This window comes from Kocuria rhizosphaericola (assembly GCF_044462205.1).
GTDB classification, from domain to species: Bacteria; Actinomycetota; Actinomycetes; order Actinomycetales; family Micrococcaceae; genus Kocuria; species Kocuria rhizosphaericola.
This window is the reverse complement of sequence record NZ_JBISWK010000074.1, coordinates 1-22,188: the sequence shown is the minus strand read 5'-3', so window position 1 is coordinate 22,188 and position 22,188 is coordinate 1. Positions and strand designations below refer to the sequence as shown.

19 protein-coding genes are annotated in these 22,188 nt (G+C 73.6%); 10 read left to right on the top strand and 9 right to left on the bottom strand.

All coding sequences use genetic code 11. The annotated features are described in order from the left end of the window. Window positions 1-265: 265 nt before the first annotated feature. The 7 genes from ACH9D2_RS07680 (at window position 266) to ACH9D2_RS07650 (ending at window position 8,096) form a co-directional block, all read left to right on the top strand. Window positions 266-1,405 carry an AI-2E family transporter gene (locus ACH9D2_RS07680; RefSeq protein WP_396362250.1) on the top strand — a complete coding sequence of 380 codons (1,140 nt, stop codon included), beginning with the start codon at window positions 266-268 and terminating at the stop codon, window positions 1,403-1,405. Between the two features lie 172 nt (window positions 1,406-1,577). After that, complete coding sequence (locus ACH9D2_RS07675) at window positions 1,578-2,054, top strand: hypothetical protein (RefSeq protein ID WP_396362249.1); 477 nt, start codon at window positions 1,578-1,580, stop codon at window positions 2,052-2,054. Window positions 2,055-2,370: 316 nt separating this feature from the next. Continuing rightward, window positions 2,371-4,002, top strand: coding sequence for a peptide ABC transporter substrate-binding protein (locus tag ACH9D2_RS07670; RefSeq protein WP_396362248.1), 1,632 nt, complete (start codon window positions 2,371-2,373; stop codon window positions 4,000-4,002). Between the two features lie 124 nt (window positions 4,003-4,126). Beyond that, window positions 4,127-5,050: an ABC transporter permease subunit gene (locus ACH9D2_RS07665; RefSeq protein ID WP_396362247.1), complete on the top strand. Its 924-nt coding sequence runs from the start codon at window positions 4,127-4,129 to the stop codon at window positions 5,048-5,050. Next, window positions 5,043-6,020, top strand: coding sequence for an ABC transporter permease subunit (locus ACH9D2_RS07660; RefSeq protein ID WP_396362246.1), 978 nt, complete (start codon window positions 5,043-5,045; stop codon window positions 6,018-6,020). The genes ACH9D2_RS07665 and ACH9D2_RS07660 overlap by 8 nt, the downstream gene beginning before the upstream one ends. After that, window positions 6,017-7,072, top strand: a complete 1,056-nt coding sequence (locus tag ACH9D2_RS07655; protein WP_396362244.1) for an oligopeptide/dipeptide ABC transporter ATP-binding protein — start codon at window positions 6,017-6,019, stop codon at window positions 7,070-7,072. The genes ACH9D2_RS07660 and ACH9D2_RS07655 overlap by 4 nt, the downstream gene beginning before the upstream one ends. Then, a complete protein-coding gene (locus ACH9D2_RS07650; RefSeq protein ID WP_396362243.1) occupies window positions 7,065-8,096 on the top strand; it encodes a dipeptide ABC transporter ATP-binding protein in 1,032 nt (343 codons plus the stop codon). The genes ACH9D2_RS07655 and ACH9D2_RS07650 overlap by 8 nt, the downstream gene beginning before the upstream one ends. Window positions 8,097-8,127: 31 nt before the next feature. On the opposite strand, the gene ACH9D2_RS07645 is transcribed toward ACH9D2_RS07650, so the two are convergent. Both ACH9D2_RS07645 and ACH9D2_RS07640 read right to left on the bottom strand, forming a co-directional pair. Next, the gene (locus tag ACH9D2_RS07645; RefSeq protein ID WP_396362242.1) at window positions 8,128-9,063 is read right to left on the bottom strand and encodes an AlkA N-terminal domain-containing protein; all 936 of its coding nucleotides are present in this window, start codon (window positions 9,061-9,063) and stop codon (window positions 8,128-8,130) included. A 38-nt stretch (window positions 9,064-9,101) separates the two neighbouring features. Further along, window positions 9,102-9,812, bottom strand: coding sequence for a GntR family transcriptional regulator (locus ACH9D2_RS07640; protein ID WP_396362241.1), 711 nt, complete (start codon window positions 9,810-9,812; stop codon window positions 9,102-9,104). A gap of 112 nt (window positions 9,813-9,924) precedes the next feature. Between ACH9D2_RS07640 and ACH9D2_RS07635 the strand changes: the two genes are divergently transcribed. Beyond that, on the top strand, window positions 9,925-10,887 hold the full coding sequence (locus tag ACH9D2_RS07635) for an ABC transporter substrate-binding protein (protein WP_396362240.1): 963 nt from the start codon (window positions 9,925-9,927) through the stop codon (window positions 10,885-10,887). A gap of 32 nt (window positions 10,888-10,919) precedes the next feature. Here the strand turns inward: ACH9D2_RS07635 and ACH9D2_RS07630 are convergent, their stop codons facing one another. From ACH9D2_RS07630 to ACH9D2_RS07620, 3 genes are read right to left on the bottom strand one after another with little or no spacing between them, the layout of a single operon-like run. Beyond that, window positions 10,920-12,647, bottom strand: coding sequence for an ATP-binding protein (locus tag ACH9D2_RS07630; protein WP_396362239.1), 1,728 nt, complete (start codon window positions 12,645-12,647; stop codon window positions 10,920-10,922). A 4-nt stretch (window positions 12,648-12,651) separates the two neighbouring features. Continuing rightward, a complete protein-coding gene (locus ACH9D2_RS07625) occupies window positions 12,652-14,289 on the bottom strand; it encodes a 5-oxoprolinase/urea amidolyase family protein (RefSeq protein ID WP_396362238.1) in 1,638 nt (545 codons plus the stop codon). After that, window positions 14,286-15,050, bottom strand: a complete 765-nt coding sequence (locus ACH9D2_RS07620) for a 5-oxoprolinase subunit PxpA (RefSeq protein ID WP_396362237.1) — start codon at window positions 15,048-15,050, stop codon at window positions 14,286-14,288. The genes ACH9D2_RS07625 and ACH9D2_RS07620 overlap by 4 nt, the downstream gene beginning before the upstream one ends. A gap of 204 nt (window positions 15,051-15,254) precedes the next feature. On the opposite strand from ACH9D2_RS07620, the gene ACH9D2_RS07615 reads away from it, so the two are divergent. Next, window positions 15,255-15,761, top strand: a complete 507-nt coding sequence (locus tag ACH9D2_RS07615) for a fructose PTS transporter subunit IIA (protein WP_396362236.1) — start codon at window positions 15,255-15,257, stop codon at window positions 15,759-15,761. A gap of 4 nt (window positions 15,762-15,765) precedes the next feature. Here the strand turns inward: ACH9D2_RS07615 and ACH9D2_RS07610 are convergent, their stop codons facing one another. The 3 genes from ACH9D2_RS07610 to xylA form a co-directional block, all read right to left on the bottom strand. Next, a complete protein-coding gene (locus ACH9D2_RS07610) occupies window positions 15,766-16,812 on the bottom strand; it encodes an aldose epimerase family protein (RefSeq protein WP_396362235.1) in 1,047 nt (348 codons plus the stop codon). Continuing rightward, on the bottom strand, window positions 16,802-18,226 hold the full coding sequence (xylB, locus tag ACH9D2_RS07605; protein WP_396362234.1) for a xylulokinase: 1,425 nt from the start codon (window positions 18,224-18,226) through the stop codon (window positions 16,802-16,804). The genes ACH9D2_RS07610 and xylB overlap by 11 nt, the downstream gene beginning before the upstream one ends. A gap of 136 nt (window positions 18,227-18,362) precedes the next feature. After that, the gene (gene xylA, locus ACH9D2_RS07600) at window positions 18,363-19,586 is read right to left on the bottom strand and encodes a xylose isomerase (protein ID WP_396362233.1); all 1,224 of its coding nucleotides are present in this window, start codon (window positions 19,584-19,586) and stop codon (window positions 18,363-18,365) included. Window positions 19,587-19,735: 149 nt separating this feature from the next. Between xylA and ACH9D2_RS07595 the strand changes: the two genes are divergently transcribed. After that, window positions 19,736-20,902 (top strand): ROK family transcriptional regulator, encoded by a 1,167-nt coding sequence (locus tag ACH9D2_RS07595; RefSeq protein WP_396362232.1) that lies wholly within the window; start codon window positions 19,736-19,738, stop codon window positions 20,900-20,902. Between the two features lie 90 nt (window positions 20,903-20,992). Here ACH9D2_RS07595 and ACH9D2_RS07590 read toward each other — a convergent pair whose 3' ends face one another. Beyond that, the gene (locus tag ACH9D2_RS07590) at window positions 20,993-22,162 is read right to left on the bottom strand and encodes an endo-1,4-beta-xylanase (protein ID WP_396362231.1); all 1,170 of its coding nucleotides are present in this window, start codon (window positions 22,160-22,162) and stop codon (window positions 20,993-20,995) included. Window positions 22,163-22,188: the final 26 nt, after the last annotated feature.

Genomic DNA, 22,188 nt, shown 5'->3' with positions numbered 1-22,188 from the left:
CGGTGCGGACGTCCGTGCACCGGGGTGGGGAGCCCGGTGCGGAGGCGGTCCCGAATCCTCCTCGGGCCCCTTCGACCCTAGGAGCCGGATCAGTTTCTGTCCACTTCTCGGGCAGGCGTTGTCGCAGGTCACAGCGGGTATGGCGGTTCGCGGGGGAGGGGTCCGCGGGCGGTGTGGGGGCAGGTCCCGGGCTGCTTGGCGATCGGCCGGGCCGGGCGCATCATGGAAGCGGGACATCAGGGGCATCTCACGAGGACTGGTTCCGATGGCGGGTTCGCGCACCAGCAGCGGTTTGCGCCGAAGCGCGCTGTGGGCCGACGCCCTCGGCCGGGCCTCCATCCGTGCCGGGCAGCTGATCGTCCTGCTGGTCGCGGTGGTGATCGTCGTCTACGGCCTGATCCGGCTCAAGCTCATCGTCATCCCGTTGATGATCGCCCTCATCCTGGCGGCGGCGCTCCACCCGGTCGTCCGGTACCTGCACCGGCACGGCGTGCGCGGTTCGCTGGCCACCTGGATCACCTTCCTCGCGGCGGTGCTCGTGCTCGGCGGTGTGGTCACCGGCATCGTCTTCGCCGTGCGCAGCGAGTGGGACGAGCTGGTGACGGCCGGGGTGGCCGGGCTGGAGCGGCTGCGGGCCTTCATCGTGTCGGGGCCGATCCCGATCGGCCAGCAGGCCCTCGACGACGGCATCACCTCCGTCGTGGAGTTCGCGACGAGCAGTCGGTTCCGCGTCGAGGCGCTGCTGGGCATCTCGGCCGCCGCGGAGGTCGTCACGGGGGTCGTGCTCGTGGCGGTCATCCTCTTCTACTTCCTCAAGGACGGCGGGCGGATGTGGGAGTTCTTCCTGCGTCCCTTCCGCGGGGAGCACCGGGACAAGCTGCTGCGCTCGGGGACCACCACGCTCCAGGTGCTCGGCAACTACGTCCGCGGGACCGCGGTGGTCGCCCTCCTGGAGGCGGTCGTCATCGGGGCCACGCTGCTGATCCTGCGGGTGCCACTGGCCCTGCCTCTGGCCGTCCTCATCTTCCTGGGCGGGTTCGTGCCGATCGTGGGCGCCGCGCTGATCGGCGTCCTCGCGGCACTGGTGGCGCTGGTCGCGAACGGGCCCGTGGTCGCGCTGGTCGTGGTCGCGGTCGTGGTGGCCATCAACCAGCTCGACGGCAGGGTGCTGCAGCCGATCGTGATGGGCAAGGCCCTGAGCCTGCACCCGCTGGTGGTGCTCCTGGCCCTCGCCGGCGGCGGCATCCTCGCCGGGATCGTCGGCGCCGTCCTGGCGGTGCCGCTGACGGCCGTCGCGTGGGCCGTCCTGCTGATCTGGTACGAGAGGCCCCTTGAGCCCGGTGTCCCGAGCCCGGGGGACGTGCCGTCGCAGGAGGCGGACCCGCCGGGTCCCGCGGGCCCGTGACGGACGCGGACGGAGCCGCCCGGCAGTCCGGGTGGGCACGGGTTGGCGGAGCGTTCACCGGCAACCCCTGGAAGTGCGCCGGGCTGGCTGGTTCGCTGGGAGAAGGTCCCCGCCGGCCCGCGACGGGAGCGGGTCCGGGGCCGCAGCAGCAGGTCTCGAGGCAGGATCCATGATGAGCAAGGCACTGTCCCGGCAGTCGACGGCACGGTCGGTCGACGTCGTCCCCGTCCCGCTCCTGCCGGGGTCCCCGGAGCCCCCCGTCGCGGCCGGCCGCGACGACCCGGACGGCGGCCTCCGCTTCCACCGTCCCGGGCCCCTCCAGCGGGTCTTCACCGCCGCGGGGGAGGTCGAGGCCGCCGAATGGGCGCTCGACCAGGTGCTCGAGGCCGCCGCCTCGGGCGAGGAGGTGGGAGTCGGCCTCGACGTCGCACCCCTCGACGGCGCCCTGGAGTCGGCGCGCTGGGTGCTGGACCGGGCGGTGGCTGCCCTGCACGCCGAGATCCGCGGCGCGGCGCGGCACGGCGTTCCCTCCGCTCTCCTCGCCGAGGCGTCCGCGACGGAGGAGGCAGAGTTGCGCTCCGTGCTGGCCGTTGCCGACGCCCCGGTCGGGGCGGGGCCCGCGCCCGGGGGGCTGGGCGCCGCCGTCTGAGCCGGCGCTCCCGGCGGCACCGGCCCGGCCTCTCCGAGCGCCCTCCGAGGAGACGGACGGCCGACCGCGGCGGCGGCGTTACGGCTGGGTAACTGATACCGGGGGTTTCTGTTTCTTCTGGCGTGTCTGCTCTCGTCCCGCGACCGGAGAACATAGGTTCTTCCTGGGCGCGGCGGACGGTGATCTCCGTCACGTCGGGCCCGGAGCCTCGTGCTCCACGACGCGCGAGCCCCGTGCTCGCCCCGGCGTGGCCCCGTCCCCCTCGGACTGCGAACCCAGCACTCCCGGCGGGCCCATATCGACCCAGGAGGAAACGATGAGAACGAAGCGGATAGCGGGCACGGCAGTGGTGCTGACCGGATCGTTGCTGCTTACCGCGTGCGGTGGGGGCGACGGCGGGTCGGGCGACGCCGCCGCCGACGAGGGCGGCACCTTCAGCGCGTACATCGGGGAGCCCGAGAACCCGCTGATCCCGGGCAACACCAGCGAGACCGAGGGCGGGCAGGTCGTCGACTCGCTCTGGACCGGGCTCGTGGAGTACGACCGGGAGACCAACGAGGCCGTCTACACCGGGGTCGCCGAGTCCATCGAGTCCGAGGACCAGAAGACCTGGACCGTCAACCTCAAGGACGGCTGGACCTTCCACGACGGCACCCCGGTCACCGCGCAGAGCTACGTGGACACCTGGAACTACGTGGCCAACAGCGAGAACGCCCAGGGCAACTCGTACTTCTTCGCCAATGTCGAGGGCTACGAGGACCTGCAGGCGGAGGAGGGCCAGAGCCCCGCCGCCACCGAGATGTCGGGGCTGCGCGTCATCGACGACCAGACCTTCGAGGTCACCCTCGCGGAGCCCTACGCCCAGTGGCCCACCACCACCGGCTACACCGCGTTCTTCCCGATGCCCCAGGCGTTCTTCGACGACCCCGAGGGCTTCGGCGACCAGCCGATCGGCAACGGGCCCTTCAAGGCGGACGAGGCGTTCCAGGACGGCGTGGGCATCACCCTGACCCGCTACGACGAGTTCGGCGGCGACGAGCCGGCCAAGGCGGCGGGCGTGGAGTACCGCGTCTACACCGAGATCAACACCGCCTACAACGACCTGCAGGCCGGGTCGCTCGACGTCGTCGACCAGATCCCCCCGGATGCCATCGCCTCCGCTGAGGACCAGTTCGGCGAGCGCTTCCGGACCCAGCCCCGCGGCGACATCACCTCGCTGGGCTTCCCCACCTACGACGAGCGCTTCGCCGACCCGGAGGTCCGCAAGGCCTTCTCGATGGCGATCGACCGGCAGGCCATCACCGATGCGATCTTCCAGGGCACCCGCACCCCGGCCGCGTCCTTCGTCTCCCCGGTGGTGGACGGCTACCGCGAGGACGCCTGCGAGGCCTGCGAGCTCGACGTCGAGGAGGCCAACCGGATCCTCGACGAGGCCGGCTTCGACCGCTCCGAGCCCGTGGACCTGTGGTTCAACGCCGGCGCCGGCCACGAGGAGTGGATGCAGGCCGTGGGCAACCAGCTGCGCGAGAACCTGGACGTCGAGTACCAGCTGCGCGGCGACCTGCAGTTCGCCGAGTACCTGCCCCTGCAGGACGAGAAGGGCATGACCGGTCCGTTCCGGTCCGGCTGGATCATGGACTACCCGGTCATGGAGAACTTCCTCGGGCCCCTGTACACGACGGCCGCGCTGCCGCCGGCGGGCTCGAACACCACGTTCTACAGCAACGAGGCGTTCGACGCGCAGCTGCGGGCCGGCAACAGCGCCGACTCGATCGACGCGGCGATCCAGGAGTACCAGAAGGCCGAGGACATGCTGATCGCCGACATGCCCGCGACGCCGCTGTTCTACGGACTCATCCAGTACGCGCACTCGGAGAAGGTCAGCGACGTCCACGTCAACTCCTTCGGCCGCGTCGAGGCCGAGGACGTCGTCGTCACCGCGGAGTGATCCGCCCCGGACTCGGGGCGTCCCCTCCGGGGCGCCCCGAGTCCGTTCGTCCGCGCACCACCTCCGCGCACCCCTCCCGCGCAGCACCCCTGCGCCACCTTTCCGCACACACCCGAGGAGACCCATGGGGCGGTACGTCCTCCGTCGCCTGCTGCTGACCGTCCCGGTGCTGCTGGGCGCATCCCTGCTCATCTTCGCCATGGTCTACGCGCTGCCGGGCGATCCCATCCGAGCGCTGGGCGGGGACCGCCCGCTCTCGGCGGCGGTGCAGGCGCAGCTGCGCGCCGAGTACAACCTCGACGACCCGCTGCTGATCCAGTACCTGAAGTACCTGGCCGGTCTGTCGCAGGGAGACTTCGGCACCGACTTCTCGGGCAGGCCCGTCCTGGACACGATCCTCGACCGGCTGCCCGTGACCGTCCGGCTGGCCCTCGTGGCCGTGGGCTTCGAGATCCTCATCGGCATCCTCGCCGGCGTGCTCGCGGGCCTGCGGCGCGGATCGTTCTTCGACAACCTGGTGCTCGTCTCGACCACGGTCGTCGTGTCCATCCCGGTCTTCGTGCTGGGCTTCCTCGCCCAGTACGTCTTCGGCGTCCGGCTCGGCTGGTTCCCCATCGCGGGCATCACGCAGGGCTGGTACAGCTACGTGCTGCCCGGGCTGGTGCTCGCGGCCCTGTCCCTCGCCTACGTGGCGCGGCTGACCCGCACGAGTCTCGCGGAGAACCTGCAGAGCGACTACGTGCGCACCGCACGCGCCAAGGGCCTGAGCGAGACCACCGTGGTCGGCAAGCACGCGCTGCGCAACAGCCTCATCCCGGTGGTCACCTTCATCGGCGCCGACCTCGGCGCGCTGCTGGGCGGGGCCATCGTGACCGAGTCGGTGTTCAACATCCCCGGCCTGGGCCGGGCGGTCTACGACGCGGTGCTGCGACAGGAGGGCGCCGTCGTCGTCGGGATCGTCACGCTGTTCGTCTTCTTCTACATCTTCTTCAACCTGGTGGTCGACGTCCTCTACGCCGCCCTCGACCCGAGGATCCGCTATGAATGAGCCCCGCACGGAAACGCTCGGCGATCCGACGCACAAGGAGGGCGTGCACCGCGAGTCCTTCTCGGACCGCGTCGACGACCGCGCCGAGGAGCTGGCCTCCGCGGCCGCCGCGGGCGACGTCGATCAGGCCGGCCTGTGGCGGGACGCCTGGCGCCAGCTGCGCCGCAACCCGTTCTTCCTCGTGGGGGCGGTGCTGTTCCTGACCTTCGCCGTGATGGCAGTGGCCCCGCAGATCTTCACCTCGGTGGACCCACGGGCCTGCAGCCTCGCCCGCTCGGGCGACGGCCCGCAGCCCGGGGCGCCGTTCGGCTACGACATCCAGGGGTGCGACTACTACGCCAATGTGGTGCACGGCGCGCGCATCTCGCTGTCCATCGGCTTCCTCGCCGTCCTGGGCACCCTGGTCATCGGCGTGGTGGTGGGCGCGCTGGCCGGCTACTACGGCGGTTGGATCGACTCGCTCCTGGCCCGGGTCACGGACATCTTCTACGGTCTCCCGCTCATCCTGGGCGCGATCATCCTGCTGTCCGTGCTGCCCGAGCGCGGGGTGCCCGAGGTCTCCCTGGCGCTGATCGCGTTCGGCTGGATGACGGCGATGCGCCTGGTCCGGTCCAACGTCATCGGCGTCAAGCAGGCCGACTACGTGCAGGCGGCGCGCGCGCTCGGTGCGCGCACCGGCCGGATCATCACCAAGCACATCCTGCCCAACGCCATGGCGCCCGTGCTCGTGTACTCCACGATCGCCGTGGGGACGATCATCGCCTCCGAGGCGACGCTGACCTTCCTGGGCGTCGGCCTGCAGCTGCCCGAGATCTCCTGGGGCCTGCAGATCAACGCGGCCCAGAACCGGCTCCGCGACGCCCCGCACCTGATCCTGTTCCCGTCGCTCTTCCTGTCCCTGACCGTGCTCGCGTTCATCCTCATGGGGGATGCGCTGCGCGACGCCCTCGATCCGAAGCTGCGCCGATGACCTCCTCCTCCGCACCCGCCCCGTCCCCGGCGTCCCCCGCACCCGCGGAGCCGGCCGTCCTCGAGGTCGACGACCTCGCCGTGGAGTTCCGCTCCCGCCGCCGCACCGTCCGCGCCGTCAACGGCATCAGCTACTCCGTCCGGGCCGGGGAGACCCTCGCCGTCGTGGGCGAGTCCGGCTCCGGCAAGAGCGTCGGCGCCCAGGCCGTCATGGGCATCCTCGACATCCCCCCGGCGCGGATCACCGGCGGGCAGATCAGGTTCCGCGGGGACGACCTGCTGACGATGAGCCGCAAGGAGCAGCGCGCGGTCCGCGGCCCGGGGATCGCCATGGTCTTCCAGGACGCGCTGTCCGCCCTCAACCCCGTCTTCACCGTGGGGCACCAGATCGGCGAGCTGTTCCGCGTCCACCGCGGGGCCTCCCGCGGCGAGGCCCGCGAGAAGGCCATCGAGCTGATGGAGCGCGTGGGCATCCCCGCGGCCCGCGAGCGCGTGGACGCCTATCCGCACCAGTTCTCCGGGGGCATGCGCCAGCGCGTCATGATCGCCATGGCGATCGCCCTGGACCCGGACCTCCTCATCGCCGACGAGCCGACCACCGCGCTCGACGTCACCGTCCAGGCCCAGATCATGGACCTGCTCAGGGAGCTGCAGCGCGAGACCGGGATGGGGATGATCCTCATCACCCACGACCTCGGCGTGGTCAACGAGGTCGCCGACCGCGTGGCCGTGATGTACGCCGGCAGCATCGTGGAGAACGGCACGGTGGACGAGGTCCTGGCGGAGCCGCTGCACCCGTACACCAAGGGTCTGATGGCGTCGATGCCGAGCCTCGAGTCCCACGGCGACCGGCTGAACCCGGTCACCGGGACCCCGCCGGACCTCTCCGCCGTCCCCAGCGGCTGCGCCTTCCACCCGCGCTGCCCGATGGCGCGCTTCGGGCGGGCGGCGGTGCCCGGCAAGGACTGCTCGGCGGACGTCCCGGTCCTGCGCGAGGTCCTGCCGGGCAGGACGGCCGCGTGCCACTACAGCGAGGAGCTCGAGCATGAATGAGCCACAGCCCACGACGACGGACGCCCCGCTGCTGGAGCTCCGCGACCTCACCAAGCACTTCCCCCTCACCCAGGGCATCGTGCTCCGCCGGACCGTGGGCCAGGTGCGCGCCGTCGACGGCGTGAGCATGACGCTGAACCCGGGGGAGACCCTGGGGCTGGTCGGCGAGTCCGGCTCGGGCAAGTCCACGGTGGCCAAGCTCGTGATGGGCCTGGAGCGGCCGACGGCCGGGCAGATCCTGTACAAGGGCCGGGACATCACCGCGATGTCCGCCCGCGAGCTGCGGGAGTACCGGCGCAACGTCCAGGTCATCTTCCAGGACCCGTACTCCTCCCTGAACCCGCGCATGACGGTGGGCGACATCGTGGCCGAGGCCTGGGAGGTGCACCCCAACTCCGTGGCCCGCAAGGACCGGGCAGCCCAGGTGCGGGAGCTGCTGGAGCGCGTGGGCCTGCGGGCCGACTACGCGAACCGGTATCCGCACCAGTTCTCCGGGGGCCAGCGCCAGCGCATCGGGATCGCCCGGGCGCTGGCCCTGCGCCCGGAGGTGATCATCTGCGACGAGCCCGTCTCCGCCCTCGACGTGTCCGTCCAGGCCCAGGTCATCAACCTGCTGCAGGACCTGCAGGACGAGTTCGGGCTGTCCTTCCTGTTCATCGCCCACGCCCTCTCGGTCGTGCGCCACCTCAGCGACCGGGTCGCCGTGATGTACCTCGGCGGCGTGGTGGAGACCGGGGACCGGGACGCGATCTACGAGCAGGCCGCGCACCCGTACACGCAGGCCCTGCTCTCGGCCGTGCCGATCCACGAGCCCGCCCTGCGCGGGTCGCGGGAGCGCATCATGCTCAGCGGCGACCTCCCCAGCCCGGCGGACCCGCCCTCCGGCTGCCGCTTCCGCACGCGCTGCTGGAAGGCCCAGGACGTCTGCGCCGAGAAGGTGCCGGAGCTCGTGGACCGCGGCCAGGGGCATCCCTCGGCCTGCCACTTCGCCGAGAGCCGCGACCTCCTGCCCGGACCGGCGTGATCACCCTGGCCGGCGGGGCCGTGCCCCGGACTCACCGGGCTCCGGGCACGAGCGGTCCGGCCGAGGCCGGGAACGCCGCGCGGGCCCACAGCCGCATCATGGCGTAGCTGCGCCACGGGCTCCAGGCGGCCGACAGCTCCGCCGCGGCGGCCGCCCCGGTCGCGCCGAGCGCGCGGCGCAGGACGAGGTCCTGGGGCAGGAAGACGTCGGGGTCGCCCAGGACGCGCAGCGAGATCGACCCCGCCGTCCACGGGCCGACGCCGGGCAGGGCGAGCAGGCGGCCCCGCAGCCGTGCGGCGTCCTCCCCGGTCGGCGCGCCGGCGTTCCCCGCCGGGGCGTCGAGGACGAGTCCGTCCCGGACCGCCACGGCGAGCGCGTGGACGGTGGCGGCCCTGCGGGTGGTGACTCCCACGTCACGCTGCAGCCGGGCCGGGTCCGTCCCGGCGATCCGGTGGGCCATGGGGAAGGCGGCGGCCCCGCCGGCCACGGGCGTGCCGTGGTGGCGGACCAGGCGCCCGGCGAAGGTGCGGGCCGCGGCGAGGGAGACCTGCTGCCCGAGTACGGTCAGGACCGCCGTCTCGAAGCCGTCCGGTGCGCCGGGCAGCCGGATCAGGGGCCAGGCGCGCACGTCGGGGGCGAGTGCGGGGTCGGCCGCGAGCGCGCGGTCCGCCGCGGGGGACTCCGTTCCCTCGCCGAGCCAGCGGCGCACCCGGTCCAGCACCGGCTCCAGTGCGTCCGCCTTCCCGGGCCCGACGTGCACGGGGAGGCCGGCGGGGCTGAGCCGGTCCCAGCGGACGGTCACGGTGCGCGCCGCCCCGTCCACGACGACGGGGCGCCGGTGGGCGCCGTCCGCGAGCTCGTCGCACCCGGGCACGGCCTGGGACGCCAGGAAGTCCCGGAGGAACCCGGGGGAGGCCGGTGGCGGGAGCAGGACGTCCACGGCACCGGCGGACCCGTCGTCGTGCATGCGGTCCTCCCTGTCTCCCAGGGGCGGACTCCCCGGCGTCACCGTGTCCCGGCGGCGGCGGACGCGGGGCCCTCCAGGACGTCGAGCAGCTGCTGCCGGGAGGCCTCCAGGTAGTGGTGCATCTGCAGGGCGGACTCCTCGCGCCGGCCCTGCTCGAAGAGCTCGAGGATCCGCGCGTTGCGCTCGATGTAGGGCTCGTGGAAGGACGGGTCCTGCCGCATGGAGTGGAACACGAGCCGCATCTCCGCGAGGGTCCGGGACATCAGCTCGTTCTGGCGCGCCGAGCCGGCCAGCTCCACGACGCCGCGGTGGAACCGCTGGTTCGCGTCGGCCATGCCCGGCACGTCCCGACGGCCGCGGGCGGCCCGGCCGTCCTCGACGGCGGCGTGCAGCTCCGGCTGCGGGGCCGGGTCCGACCAGCGCAGCGCCGAGGTCTCCAGCGCGAGCCGCACCCGGTGGATCTCCCGCACGTCGTCCGCGCCGGGGCGGGCCACCGAGACGCCGCGGTTGGGCACCCGGACCAGCAGGTTCTCCCCGACCAGGACCGTGAACGCCTCGCGCAGGGTGTTGCGGGAGACCTGCAGCGCCTCGCTGACCCGGGCCTCCGAGAGCCTGGTCCCGGGCGGCAGCCGGCCGGTGACGACACCCTGGCGCAGGACGTCCACGGCCCACGGGATGGCCTCCCCCTGCGGCGCGGGACCGGCCTGCGCGACGGCCGTCCTCAGGAACTCGTGCTCCACGGTGTTCATCAATCCACCATCCTGGCATCCGGCGGGGCCGATCGTGCAGCGGCACCCTGGTGGCGGACCCGTGCCGTCCTCTAGGCTTCCAGCAGATCCGTCCCACTCCCTGGAGGCTTCGATGCAGAAGACCGGTGCAGCACTGGCCACGGCCGCCGTCCTGACAGTGACCGCGTGCGCGGGAGGGGAGTCCGGCGGGGGAGCGGCCGGGGACGGCGAGCTGACCACGGTCAGCATCGGCGTCATCGCGAGCACCGACGTCGCCCCCCTCTACCTGGGGATCGAGCAGGGCTTCTTCGAGGAGGAGGGGCTGGAGCTCGACATCACCCAGGCCCAGGGCGGAGCGGCCATCGTCCCGTCCGTGGTCAGCGGGGAGATGGACTTCGGCTTCAGCAACGTGACGTCGCTGATCGTCGCCCGGTCCCAGGGGCTGCCGCTGCAGATCATCGCCAACGCCAACAACTCCACCGGGGTCCAGGGCGAGGACTTCGCCGACGTCCTGGTGCGCGAGGACAGCGACATCCAGGACGCGGCGGACCTGGAGGGCAGGACCGTGGGCGTCAACACCCTGAACAACATCAGCGACACCACCATCCGCGCGGCCATCGAGGCGCAGGGCGGCAACCCGGACGACGTCGAGTTCGTCGAGGTCCCGCTGCCCGACATGCCGGCGGCCCTGGACCGGGGCGAGGTGGACGCGATCGGGTCGATCGAGCCCTTCCGGACCATCGCCATGCAGAACGGGGCGCGCTCGGCCGTCTCCAACTACGCGTTCCCGATCGACAACCTGACGGTGGCCGTGTACTTCACCACGGAGGACGTGGTGGCCGAGGACCCGGAGATGGTGGAGTCGTTCCAGGCGGCCATCGAGAAGTCGCTCGAGTTCGCGCAGGAGAACCCCGACGAGGTCCGCGCCGTCCTGCCCACCTACACGCAGCTCGACGAGGAGCTGATCGACCAGCTCGTCCTGCCGGCCTACCCCACCGAGGTGAACCGGGAGTCCGTGCAGGAACTCGCGGACCTCGCTGTGCAGCACGGTCTCATCGAGGAGCAGCCCGACCTGAACGAGCTGCTGCCCGAGTGACCGGAGCCCGGACCGCCGGGGGCTGAGCCCGCTCAGGAGAGCCGGGCGAGCACCTGGTCGGCGTCCACCGCGTCGCCGGGACCCACCACGAGCTCGCGGACCGTTCCCGCCCGCGGCGCGGACACCCGGGTCTCGGTCTTCATGGCCTCCAGCACGGCGACTTCCTGGCCCGCCTCCACGTCGTCCTGCTCGGACACCAGCCACGAGACGAGCGTCCCCGCGAAGGGCGCGGTGACGGCGCCGTCGTCGGCCGGGACCGCGGCCGCGGGTGGCGCCTCCCCCGCGGGGGCGGAGACCAGGGCCGCGGCGAGGGCCTCGGGGATGCCGAGGCGCACGCGCCGCCCGTCCACGTCCACGGTGAAGCGGGCGCGGCCCTGCTCCTCCGCGCGGGCGTACTCGGCGTCCGGGGCGAGCCGGTCGGCGAACTCGTCCTCGATCCACGTGGTCCACACCCCGAGCCCCTCGTCCCCGGCGAACGCGGGGGCGTCCAGCACTGCGCGGTGGAACGGGACCGTGGTGGCCACGCCGTGCACCCGCAGCTCGCGCAGGGCGGTGCGGGCCCGCACGAGCGCCTGCGCGCGGGTGGGGGCGCTGACGACGAGCTTGAGCAGGAGCGAGTCGAAGGACGTGGCCACCCGGGTGCCGCGGCGCACCCCCGAGTCGACGCGCACGCCCGGGCCGGTGGGGGCGTCGACGGCCTCGACCGTGCCGCCGGAGGGCAGGAAGCCGCGGCCGGGGTCCTCGGCGTTGATCCGGAACTCGAACGCGTGCCCGCGCGCGGCCGGGGTCTCGAGCACCGGCAGGGGGTCCCCGGCGGCCACGGCCAGCTGGGCGCGGACCAGGTCCACGCCGTAGACCTCCTCGGTGATCGGGTGCTCCACCTGCAGCCGGGTGTTGACCTCCAGGAAGGAGATCAGCCCGTCCTGGGCCACGAGGAACTCGGCCGTGCCCACCCCCACATACCCGGCCTCCCGGAAGATGCCCTCGGCGGCGGCCGCGATCCGCTCGCGCTGGTCCTCCGTGAGGAAGGGCGCCGGGGCCTCCTCGACGAGCTTCTGGTGGCGCCGCTGCAGGGAGCAGTCCCGGGTCCCGAGCACCACGACGTGGCCGTGGACGTCGGCCACGACCTGCGCCTCCACGTGCCGCGGGCGGTCCAGGAAGCGCTCCACGAAGCACTCGCCGCGGCCGAACGCGCTCTGCGCCTCGCGGGCCGCCGAGAGGAAGGCGTCCTCGACCTGGTCGAGCTCCCGGACCACGCGCATGCCGCGGCCCCCTCCGCCGTGGGCGGCCTTCACGATCACCGGCAGGCCGTGCTCCTGCGCGAAGGCGCGGGCGTCCTCCGGGGACTCGACCGGTCCGTCGCTGCCGGGCACGAGCGGGGCGCCGGCCCGCCGGGCGATCTCCCGGGCGGCGACCTTGTCCCCCAGCAGCACGATCGTCTCCGGGGAGGGGCCGATCCAGGTCAGGCCGGCCTCGATCACCGCCCGGGCGAAGCCGGCGTTCTCGGAGAGGAACCCGTAGCCCGGGTGCACGGCGTCGGCCCCGCACCGGAGCGCGATCGCGAGGACCTCGTCCCCGTCCAGGTAGGTGTCGGTGGCCGAGGTGCCCTCCAGGGCGTAGGCCTCGTCGGCCAGCAGTACGTGCGGGGCGTCGGCGTCGGGGTCGGCGTAGACGGCCACGGACTCCAGGCCGGCCTCGGCGCAGGCGTGGACGACGCGGACGGCGATCTCCCCGCGGTTGGCGATCAGGATCTTGCGCACGGTGCTACTCCTGGGAACTCTCGGTGGCGGTGCTGACGGGGTCGGGCTGCTCGGTGGTGCCGGCGGCGGGGGCCTCCGGGGACGGCGCGCCGAGCTCGGGCGCCGGGACCCGCGCGAAGCGCAGGCGGCCGCCCGGGCGCAGCTGGGCGAGCACGGCGAGGTCCTCCGGGTGCACCACGCCGAGCACGGGGTAGCCGCCGGTGGTGGGCGCGTCCCGCAGCAGGACGACCGGCAGGCCGGAGGGCGGGACCTGGACGCAGCCGGGCACCGTCCCCTCGCTGGGCAGCTCGTCCGTGCGCGCCCGCTCCAGCGGCTCGCCCGACAGCCGGGCGCCCACGCGGTCGGAGGAGGTAGCAAGCTCCCACTCCTGCTCGAAGAACGACGTCACGGCGGCGGGGGCGAACCAGTCGTCGCGGGGACCCGGGACCACGCGGACCGAGGACACCGCGGGCGGGTCGGGCACCGGCTCGGGGAGCCGGACGGCCGCGCCCGGGGCCGGTCCGACCGGAAGGGCGTCGCCGGCGGCGAGCGGATCCGGTCCCAGCCCGGCGAGCGTGTCCGCGGAGCGGCTGCCCAGCACCGGCGGCACCGCGACGCCGCCCCGGACGCCCACGTAGACCCGCGCCCCGGCCGTCACGGTGCCGACGGCCAGGCGTTCGCCGTCGCGCAGGGCGAAGGGAGCGCCGAGCGGGGGCCGCCACGGGGCCGGGCCCGTGACCGTCAGCGCCGCCCGCGCGCCGGTGACCGCCAGGACGTGCTCCCCGTGGGCGGTCAGCTCGAGCCCGCCGAGCAGGTGCTCCAGGACTGCCGCCCCCGGGCCGTTGCCCACGAGCCGGTTGGCCGACGCGGCGGCGGCGGCGTCGAGCGCGCCCGAGGGGGAGACCCCCAGCGCGGCGGAGCCCGCACGGCCGCCGTCCTGGACGAGGGTCTGCAACCCGGGGGCCCCGACCGTCAGGTGCGGTCCCCGCACCGGCGCGGGCTCGGGGGTGCCCGGGGCGATCTCCACGAGCTCGCGCACGGGCCGGTAGCGCACCCGGTCGCCGGGGCGCAGCAGGGCCGGGTCCTCGCGGTCGAGATCGAACATCCGGGCCGCGGTACGCCCGATGAGCTGCCAGCCGCCGGGGGAGCTGCGGGGATAGACGGCGGAGAACCGGCCGGCCAGGGCCACCGACCCCGCGGGGACGGCGGTGCGCGGCGTGTCGCGGCGCGGGACGTCGAGGCCTTCCTCGCCCACGCAGTAGAAGAAGCCGGGCGCGAAGCCGGCGAAGGCGGCGGTCCACGCCTGCCCGGAGTGGGCCCGGACCACCCCGTCGGCGCCGAGGCCTGTGAGCTCACCGACCGCCGCGAGGTCCTCCCCGTCGTAGACGACGTCGATGGTCACGGTGCGGGCCTCGCCCGTCCCGGCGCTCCCGCGGGGGGCGGCGCGGGCGGCGCGGACGATGTCCCGCAGCGCCGTGGTGGTGCTCGCCCGCACCACCACGGTCTCCGCGCCGGCCACGCAGTCCACCAGGCCGGGCAGGTCCGCGCCGGCGAGACGGGCGTGCACCGCCACGGCGTCGCGCAGGTCGGCGCACTCGACCAGCGCCGCGCGCGGGCCGAGCGGCCGGACCCCGCGGGTCCCGGAGGGGGCCGGCGCGCTCACAGGAAGCTGCCGACGCGCAGGCCGGCCTCCTCGAGGGCGCGGCGCACGCGCTCGGCGATGGCCAGTGCTCCCGGGGTGTCCCCGTGCACGCAGATGCTCTGGGCGTCCACCGCCACGAGGGATCCGTCGACGGCCTCGACGACGCCCTCGACGGCCATCCGCACCACGCGGGCGGCGATCTCCCCGGCGTCGTGCAGGACGGCACCGGCCTCGGTGCGGGGCACGAGGGTGGCCTGCGGCGTGTAGCCGCGGTCGGCGAAGGCCTCGCGGACCGTGCGCAGCCCGGCCGCCCGCGCCTGCCGCTCGATCTCGGAGCCGGGCAGCACCAGCAGGGGCAGGGTGTCGTCGACGTCGCGCACGGCGTCCACCACGGCGCCCGCGTGCTCCTCGTGGTGGACGATCGCGTTGTACAGGGCGCCGTGCGGCTTGACGTAGCTGACCCGGGTGCCCGAGACGCGGGCCAGGGCCTGGAGGGCGCCGATCTGGTACACCAGCTGGTCGCTCAGCTCCGCCTGCGGCACGGCGATGAAGCGGCGGCCGAAGCCCTTCAGGTCGTCGTAGGAGACCTGGGCGCCCACGACCACGCCCTGCTCGGCGGCCACGGTGCAGGTCCGGCGGGCGACCGTCGGGTCCCCCGCGTGGAAGCCGCAGGCCACGTTGGCGCTGCTGACCACGTGGAGGACGCCCTCGTCGCTCTCCATGGTCCAGGCGCTGAGCGACTCGCCGCAGTCCGCGTTGAGATCGATGTCGGAGGGGGGCATGCTGTGCTCCTTGTCACGTCGGTCCCTCCAGCATGCCCTGCCCGCCCGGATTGTTCAACAATGTTTGCCGACGGGATCGGTTCCCCCGGACCGGTGGACGCCCGGTCCCGCCCGCCGTATGTTGGCGCCCACGAGGGCGCAGCGGTGCCGCGGGCAGCACGGTGGAGCCGCGCTGCCCGTCCGCCTCCACCGATGGGACAGCGAATGAGCGACAGGACCCCCCGCCCCGCGGACGACTCCCCGGGGCGCTCCGGCTCCGTCCTGGAGCACATGAGCGAGTCGACCGTGCTCCTGGACGTCCACGGGGCGGACCGGGACGGCATCATCCGACAGCTCGCCGAGCTCGGTGCGCACACGGGGCGGGCGTACGACGCCGACAGCACCGTCGCCGCGGCCCTGGCCCGGGAGGAGGAGGGATCCACCGGGGTGGGCGACGGCGTGGCCCTGCCGCACGCCAAGTCCGCCGGCGCCGAGCGGCCGATGGTCGCGTTCGCCCGCAGCGCCCAGGGCGTGGACTGGAACGCGCTGGACGGCGGGCCCGTCCACCTCGTCTTCCTGATCTCCCTCCCCGAGGACCGGTCCGGGGGCGAGCACCTGGAGGTGCTGGCCGATCTCTCCGAGGCCCTGGCCCAGGAGTCCTGCCGGCGGGCCCTCCTCGACGCCGGGAGCGCGTCGGAGGTGCTGGCCGTGCTGGAGGACGCGCTGGACTGATCGACTAGGACCGGAAGCGCCATGCGGTGCGGGAGCGGTAGGTCCGGCCCGGGCGCAGGACGGGGTCGGAGAGCTCGGGGCGGTTGGGGGAGTCGGGGTGTCGCTGGGGCTCGAGGGCCACGCCGTCCCCCTGGCGGTACCGGCGCCCCGAGCTGCCCGGGGCGGTGCCGTCCAGGGAGTTGCCGGTGTAGACCTGCAGGGCCGGCTGGTCCGTGAACAGCTCCACGGACCGCCCGGTGGCCGGGTGCTCCAGGCGCGCCGCCCGCCGCAGGCCCGCCCCGCGCAGATGGAAGGAGTGGTCGATCCCGCCCGCGGCCACCGTCTGCGGGTGCTCCGCCCGCACCCGGTCCCCGATGCGGGCGGGGACGGTGAGGTCGAACGGGGTCCCGGTCACGTCTTCGAGGCCGCCGGTGGGCAGCCCGGCCCGGTCGACGGGCAGGTAGTGGTCGGCCTCGACGAGCAGCAGGTGGTCGTCCACGGTCCCGGACCCCTCGCCGGCGAGGTTGAGGTAGACGTGGCTGGCGGGGTTGACCACGGTGGGGGCGTCGGTGCGGGCCTCGAGGTCCAGGGTCACGACGTCGTCCGCGACGGAGTAGGTGGCGCGCACCGTGAGCTCTCCGGGAAAGCCCTGGTCCCCGTCGGGACTGACCAGCTCCAGGACCAGGGCGTCGCGTCCCGCGGAGACCGTCCGCCAGAGCCGGCGGTGGAAGCCGTCGGGGCCCCCGTGCAGGGTGTTGCCGTCCTCGTTGGGCGCCAGCTCCACGGTGCGCCCGTCGAGGTCGAAGCGGGAGCCGGCGATCCGGTTGGCGTACCGGCCGACCACCGCGCCCAGGTATGCCTCCGGGCGGGCGGTGCAGCCGGCGGCGTCCGGATGGCCCAGGACGACGTTCGTGGTGCGGCCGGACCCGTCGGGCACGTGCAGGGCCTGCACGGTGGCGCCCAGGTCGAGCACGCGCAGGCGCAGCCCGCCCGGGGCGGACAGGGTGTGGACGGTGACCTCCCGCCCGTCGGGCAGGGTCCCGAAGGACCGCGGGGCGGTGTCACCGCTCACGGGGCGCTCCGGCAGGGGTCCGGGACCAGTCGGCGGTCCGGTCCCGCAGCGTGCGGTAGGCCTCCATGACCTCGGGCGTCGGCTCCGCCTCGTACTCCTGGGCGCCGGCGAGCGCCCAGGCCGGGGGCTCCTCCTCGCCCGAGAGGGCCCAGGCCGCCTGCCGGGCGGCTCCGAGGGCCACGTACTCCCCGGGGGCGGGCACGAGCACGGGCCGGCCGAGCACGGCGGGGGCGAGCCGGCGCACCGCCTCGGACTGCGCGCCGCCGCCGATCAGGAGGATCCGCTCCGCGGGCGTGCCGGTGGCACGCTCGAGCGCGGCCACGCCGTCGGCGAGGGAGCAGAGCAGGCCCTCGACACAGGCCCGTGCGATGTCCGCACGGCCGGTGCGCGAGGACATCCCGTGGAGAGTGGCGCGGGCCTCGGGCCGGTCGGGGGTGCGCTCCCCGTCGAGGTACGGGAGCAGCGTCACGCCGCCCGCCCCGGGGCGTCCGGCCAGGGCGAGATCGGAGAGACCGGCGTGGCCGACGCCCAGCACCCGGGCCCCGAACTCCAGGATCCGCGCGGCGTTGAGGGTCGTGGCCATGGGCAGGTACCGGCCGGTGGCGTCGGCGAAACCGGTCACGAGCCCGCTGGGGTCCGCGGTGCGGGTCTCCGAGACCATGGCCGCGACCCCGGAGGTGCCGATCGACAGGGACACGTCGCCCGGGCCGAGCGCGATGCCCAGCGCGGCGGCCATGTTGTCGCCGGTGCCCGCCGCGAGCACCGCCCCGGCGGCCGTGCGGCCCATGGCCGCGTGGGGGTCCGCGGCCACCTGCGGGAGCTCGACGTCGTGACCGAGCGCCAGCTCGACGAGGGTGTGCTTCCACGTGCCGGTGCGCGTGGAGAAGTAGCCGGTGCCGGAGGCGTCGCCGCGGTCGGTGCAGAAGGAGTCCCGGTCGGCGCCGAGGTGCCACGACAGGTAGTCGTGGGGCAGCAGCACCCGGTGGGTGCGGGCGGCGTGCTCCGGCTCGTGCTCCGCCATCCAGCGCAGCTTGGTGGACGTCATGGACGCGACCAGCACGCTTCCGAGCTCCTCGGCGCAGGCGGCCGCACCCCCCATCTCCTCGACGAGCTGCCGGGCCTGCGGCGCCGAGCGGGTGTCGTTCCACAGCAGGGCGTCGCGCACCACGCGGTCCTGCTCGTCGAGCGCCACCATCCCGTGCTGCTGGCCCCCCACGGACACGGCGGAGGCCTCCTCGAGGAAGGGGCCCGCTGCGTCGTCGAGCGCGGCGAGCCAGGCCTGCGGGTCCACCTCGGTCCCCTCGGGGTGGGGGGCGCGGCGCTGTGCGAGCACCTCGCCGGTGCCGGCGTCGACGAGGAGCGCCTTGGTGGACTGGGTGGAGGAGTCGATGCCCAGGACGGTCGTGCGTGCCATGAAGAACCTCGGTGCAGGGTCGGGACGGGTCGGCGGCGGGTGCCGCGGGAGGCCCGGCCCGGCGCAGGGGGATGTGCGCCGGACCGGGCCGGGACGGGGCTCGGCACCCGGGATCGGGGGCCGGGCCCCGGGCGGATCAGCCGCGGGCGCCCATGAGGTGCTCGACGGCGAGCTGGTGCAGGCGCACGAAACCGTAGTTGCGCTCGGAGGGTCCCGTCAGGTCGAGCTCCTCGTAGGCGCTGCGGTCGGCCAGGAAGGCCTCCAGGTCCTCGCCCTCCGCGAGGGTCGGCTCGCCGAGCTCGAGGACGCCGGACTGCTCCATGGCCTCCTGGACGTCGGGGTCCTGCCGGAAGGCCACGGCCCGCTGCTTCAGGAGCAGGTACATCTGCATGTTCGCCGCGGCCGAGTCCCAGACGCCGTCGAGGTGCTCGGTGCGGGAGGGCTTGTAGTCGAAGTGCCGGGCCCCCTGGTAGGCGCCCGGCTTGGAGGGGAACCCGTTCTCCAGCAGGTCGACCGTGAAGAAGGCGCTGATCAGGTTGCCGTGGCCGAACACCAGGTCCTGGTCGTACATCGGACCGTTCTGCCCGTTGAGGTCGATGTGGAACAGCTTCTCGCACCACAGCGCCTCGGCGAGGCCGTGCGTGTAGTTGAGCGTGGCCATCTGCTCGTGGCCGGTCTCCGGGTTCACGCCCACGACGTCCCCGTTGTCGAGCCGGTCGATGAACGCCAGCGCGTGCCCGATGGTGGGCAGGAAGATGTTGCCGCGGGGCTCGTTGGGCTTCGGCTCGATGCCGATGCGCATGTCGTAGCCCTGGGACTTGATGTACCCGGCCACGGTGTCGATGCCCTCGGCGTAGCGGTCCAGGGCGGCGTGGAGGTCCTTGGAGGAGTCGTACTCGGTGCCCTCGCGCCCGCCCCACATCACGAAGGTCGTGGCGCCGAGCTCGGCGGCGAGGTCCACGTTGCGCAGCACCTTGCGCAGGCCGTAGCGCCGGACCCGCCGGTCGTTGGAGGTGAACGCGCCGTCCTTGAAGACCGGCTCCGCGAAGGTGTCGGTGGTGACCATCTCGCAGACCATGCCGGTCTCGTCGACGGTCTGCTTGAGCTGCCCGATCAGCTTCTCGCGCTGCGCCTCGGACGCGTCGAAGGGGATCAGGTCGTTGTCGTGGAAGGTGAAGCCCCAGGCGCCGAGCTCCTTCAGCCTCCGCACGGACTCGAGGGGGTTGAGGTCCGGCCGGGAGGCGGAGCCGAACTGGTCGCGGGCCGCCCAGCCGACGGTCCAGAGGCCGAAGGAGAACTTGTCCTCGGAGGACGGGGTGAGCGTGGCGGCGAGGGAGGTCATGGGGGAGGCGGTGGGCATCGGAGGTCCTTTCCCGGTGAGTTAGTTACCGTTACTTACTATATGACCTGGAGTACCGTGGGGATAGACCGGCAGCGGTTTTTTCTGTCCCGCCGGTCGGCCGCGCTCCGCACCGGACCGGCTTCGCCGGAACCAGAGGAGAGCCGTCCGTGCAGTCGAGCCATCTGCGGGAGCACAACCTCTCCACCGTGCTGCGCGCCGTCGCCGGGGCGGGGGCGCCGGTCTCGCGAGCCGCGCTCGCCAAGCTCACGGGGCTCACGAAGCCCACCGTGTCCAAGCTGGTGCAGGAGCTGCTCGAGGCGGGACTGCTCGTCGAGGGGCAGCAGGCGGCCGCGCGGGTCTCCGGCCGGCCGATGATCCCCCTGACCGTGGCCCGGGGGACCGTGCTGGGCGTGGGGCTGGAGATCGCCGCCGACCACCTCGCGTGCCTCGTCACGGACCTCGGCGGGCACGTCCTCCACGAGGAGTCCCGGTTCGGGACCTTCGCGGGGGCGTCCGTGGACGCGGTGGCCCCGGTGCTGGCCGAACTGCTCGACGCCGCGCTGTCCCCCCGCCGGGACGTGCCCGTGGCCGGCATCTGCGTCTCGGTCCCCGGCCGGCTCTCCACGGACGGGACCACCGTGCTCTCCGCCCCGAACCTGGCCTGGCAGGACGTCCCGCTGATCGAGCGGCTCCGGGAGCTGCCGGAGTTCCGGGGGCCCGCGCTGACCGTCGGCAACGACAGCATGCTGGCCGCGCGCACGGAGGTCCTGCGCCGGCCCGGCGAGTCCTTCCTCTTCCTGCACGGCCAGACCGGCATCGGGGGTGCCGTGGTCCTGGAGGGGCGCATCCACCGGGGCGAGCACGGCTGGGCGGGCGAGCTGGGCCACGTCACGATCACGCCGGGCGGGGAGCTGTGCCGGTGCGGGCGGCGAGGGTGCCTCGAGGCCTATGCCAGCTACCACGCGCTGCGGGGGAGGACCGGGCTGCCGGAGGACGTGCGGATCGAGGACCTCGTGGCGGCCACGGCCGAGCGGTTGCAGAGCCGGGAGGCGGTCATGGAGATGATCGGGCGGCCCCTGGGCGTGGTGGTCGCGAACTCGATGAACGTCCTGGACCTGTCGACGGTCGTGCTCTCCGGGTACTTCGCCCCGATCGCACCGGAGCTGGAGCCCGTGCTGCGCGAGGTCCTCGAGGCGCACGCGCTCACGGCCGAGGTGGGGCCGGTCGAGATCCAGCGGTCCGCCGCGGACCCCCGTCCCGCCCTGACCGGCGCGGCCGCGACGGCGCTCGAGCCCATCTACGCCTCCCCTGCCCGCTGGATCGACCGGCGCTGATCCGCCGATCCTCCCCGGTCCGGGGACGACGACGGGGCCCGCTCGCACGAGCGGGCCCCGTCGCGGTCCGGACCGGTCCGGACGCTCAGCTCACCGGAAGGCGGGGTGGTGCTTCCACTTCGCCTCGCCGCCCGGGTGCGACCTGACGAGGGTCTCCTGCAGGGCGTCGTAGGCGGGCTTGCGCTCGTAGTCGCCCTCCATGGTGAGGGCGTCCCCGTAGCCGGGGAAGGTGTTCGGCACCCAGGAGTGCTCGTCGAGCACGCCCCACACGGTGAAGGAGTTGCAGTCCTCCACGGCCAGGCACGCCTCGAGGGCCATGCGGTACCAGTCGGCCTGCTTCTGGCGCAGCTCCTCGCTCATCCGGTCGTCCCCGTCCACCGGTCCGCGGACGTCGATCTCGGTGACGGCCGTCTCCAGGCCGAGGTCGTCGAAGCGCTGGAGGTTCTGCTGCATGCGCCCGTCGAAGCCGTACTGCAGTCCCAGGTGGGTCTGCATGCCGAAGCCGTGGACCGGCACGCCCTGCGCGAGGAGGTCCTGGATCAGCGCGTAGTAGGCGTCGGACTTCGCGTTGATGCCTTCCACGTTGTAGTCGTTGAAGAACAGCTGGGCGTTCGGGTCGGCGTCGTGCGCCCAGCGGAAGACGTCGGCGATGATCTCCGGGCCCAGCTCGCGCAGCCAGATGTTGTCCTGCGTGCGCAGGTTCCCGCTGTCGTCGAAGATCTCGTTGGCGACCTCCCACTGCTGGATGCGGCCCTCGTAGTGGCCGACCACCGTGTAGACGTGGTCCTTGAGGATGGCGCGCAGCTCCTCCGGGGTGAAGTCCCCGTTCTCGAGCCAGTCGGGGTTCTGGCTGTGCCAGAACAGGGTGTGGCCGCGCACGACCTGCCCGTTGGCCTCGGCGAAGTCGACGATGTCGTCGGCGGGGCCGAAGTCGTACACGCCCTCCTCGGGGTGGATGAACTCCCACTTCATCTGGTTCTCCGGGGTCAGGGAGCTGAACTCCCGCGCCAGGACGGACCGGTACTCGGGGTCGGAGGGAAAGGGCTCCGGGTAGTCGGCGGTGGTGTGGTGGCCTCCTCCGGCCACGGCGCTGCCGATGTAGAAGTCCTTGGGGGTGTTCCAGCGCAGGGTGTCCTGTTTGGCCAGGCCGGGGGGCCGGCTCGCAGGAGCGGCCGCTGCGGTCTGGGGGACCGCGGTGAGGCACAGGACGGCGGCGGCGGTGGCCGCCCCGGCGCGGAGGTAGGGGGCTCGTCTGCTCATGTCGGGTTCCTTCGTCGGGTGGGGGT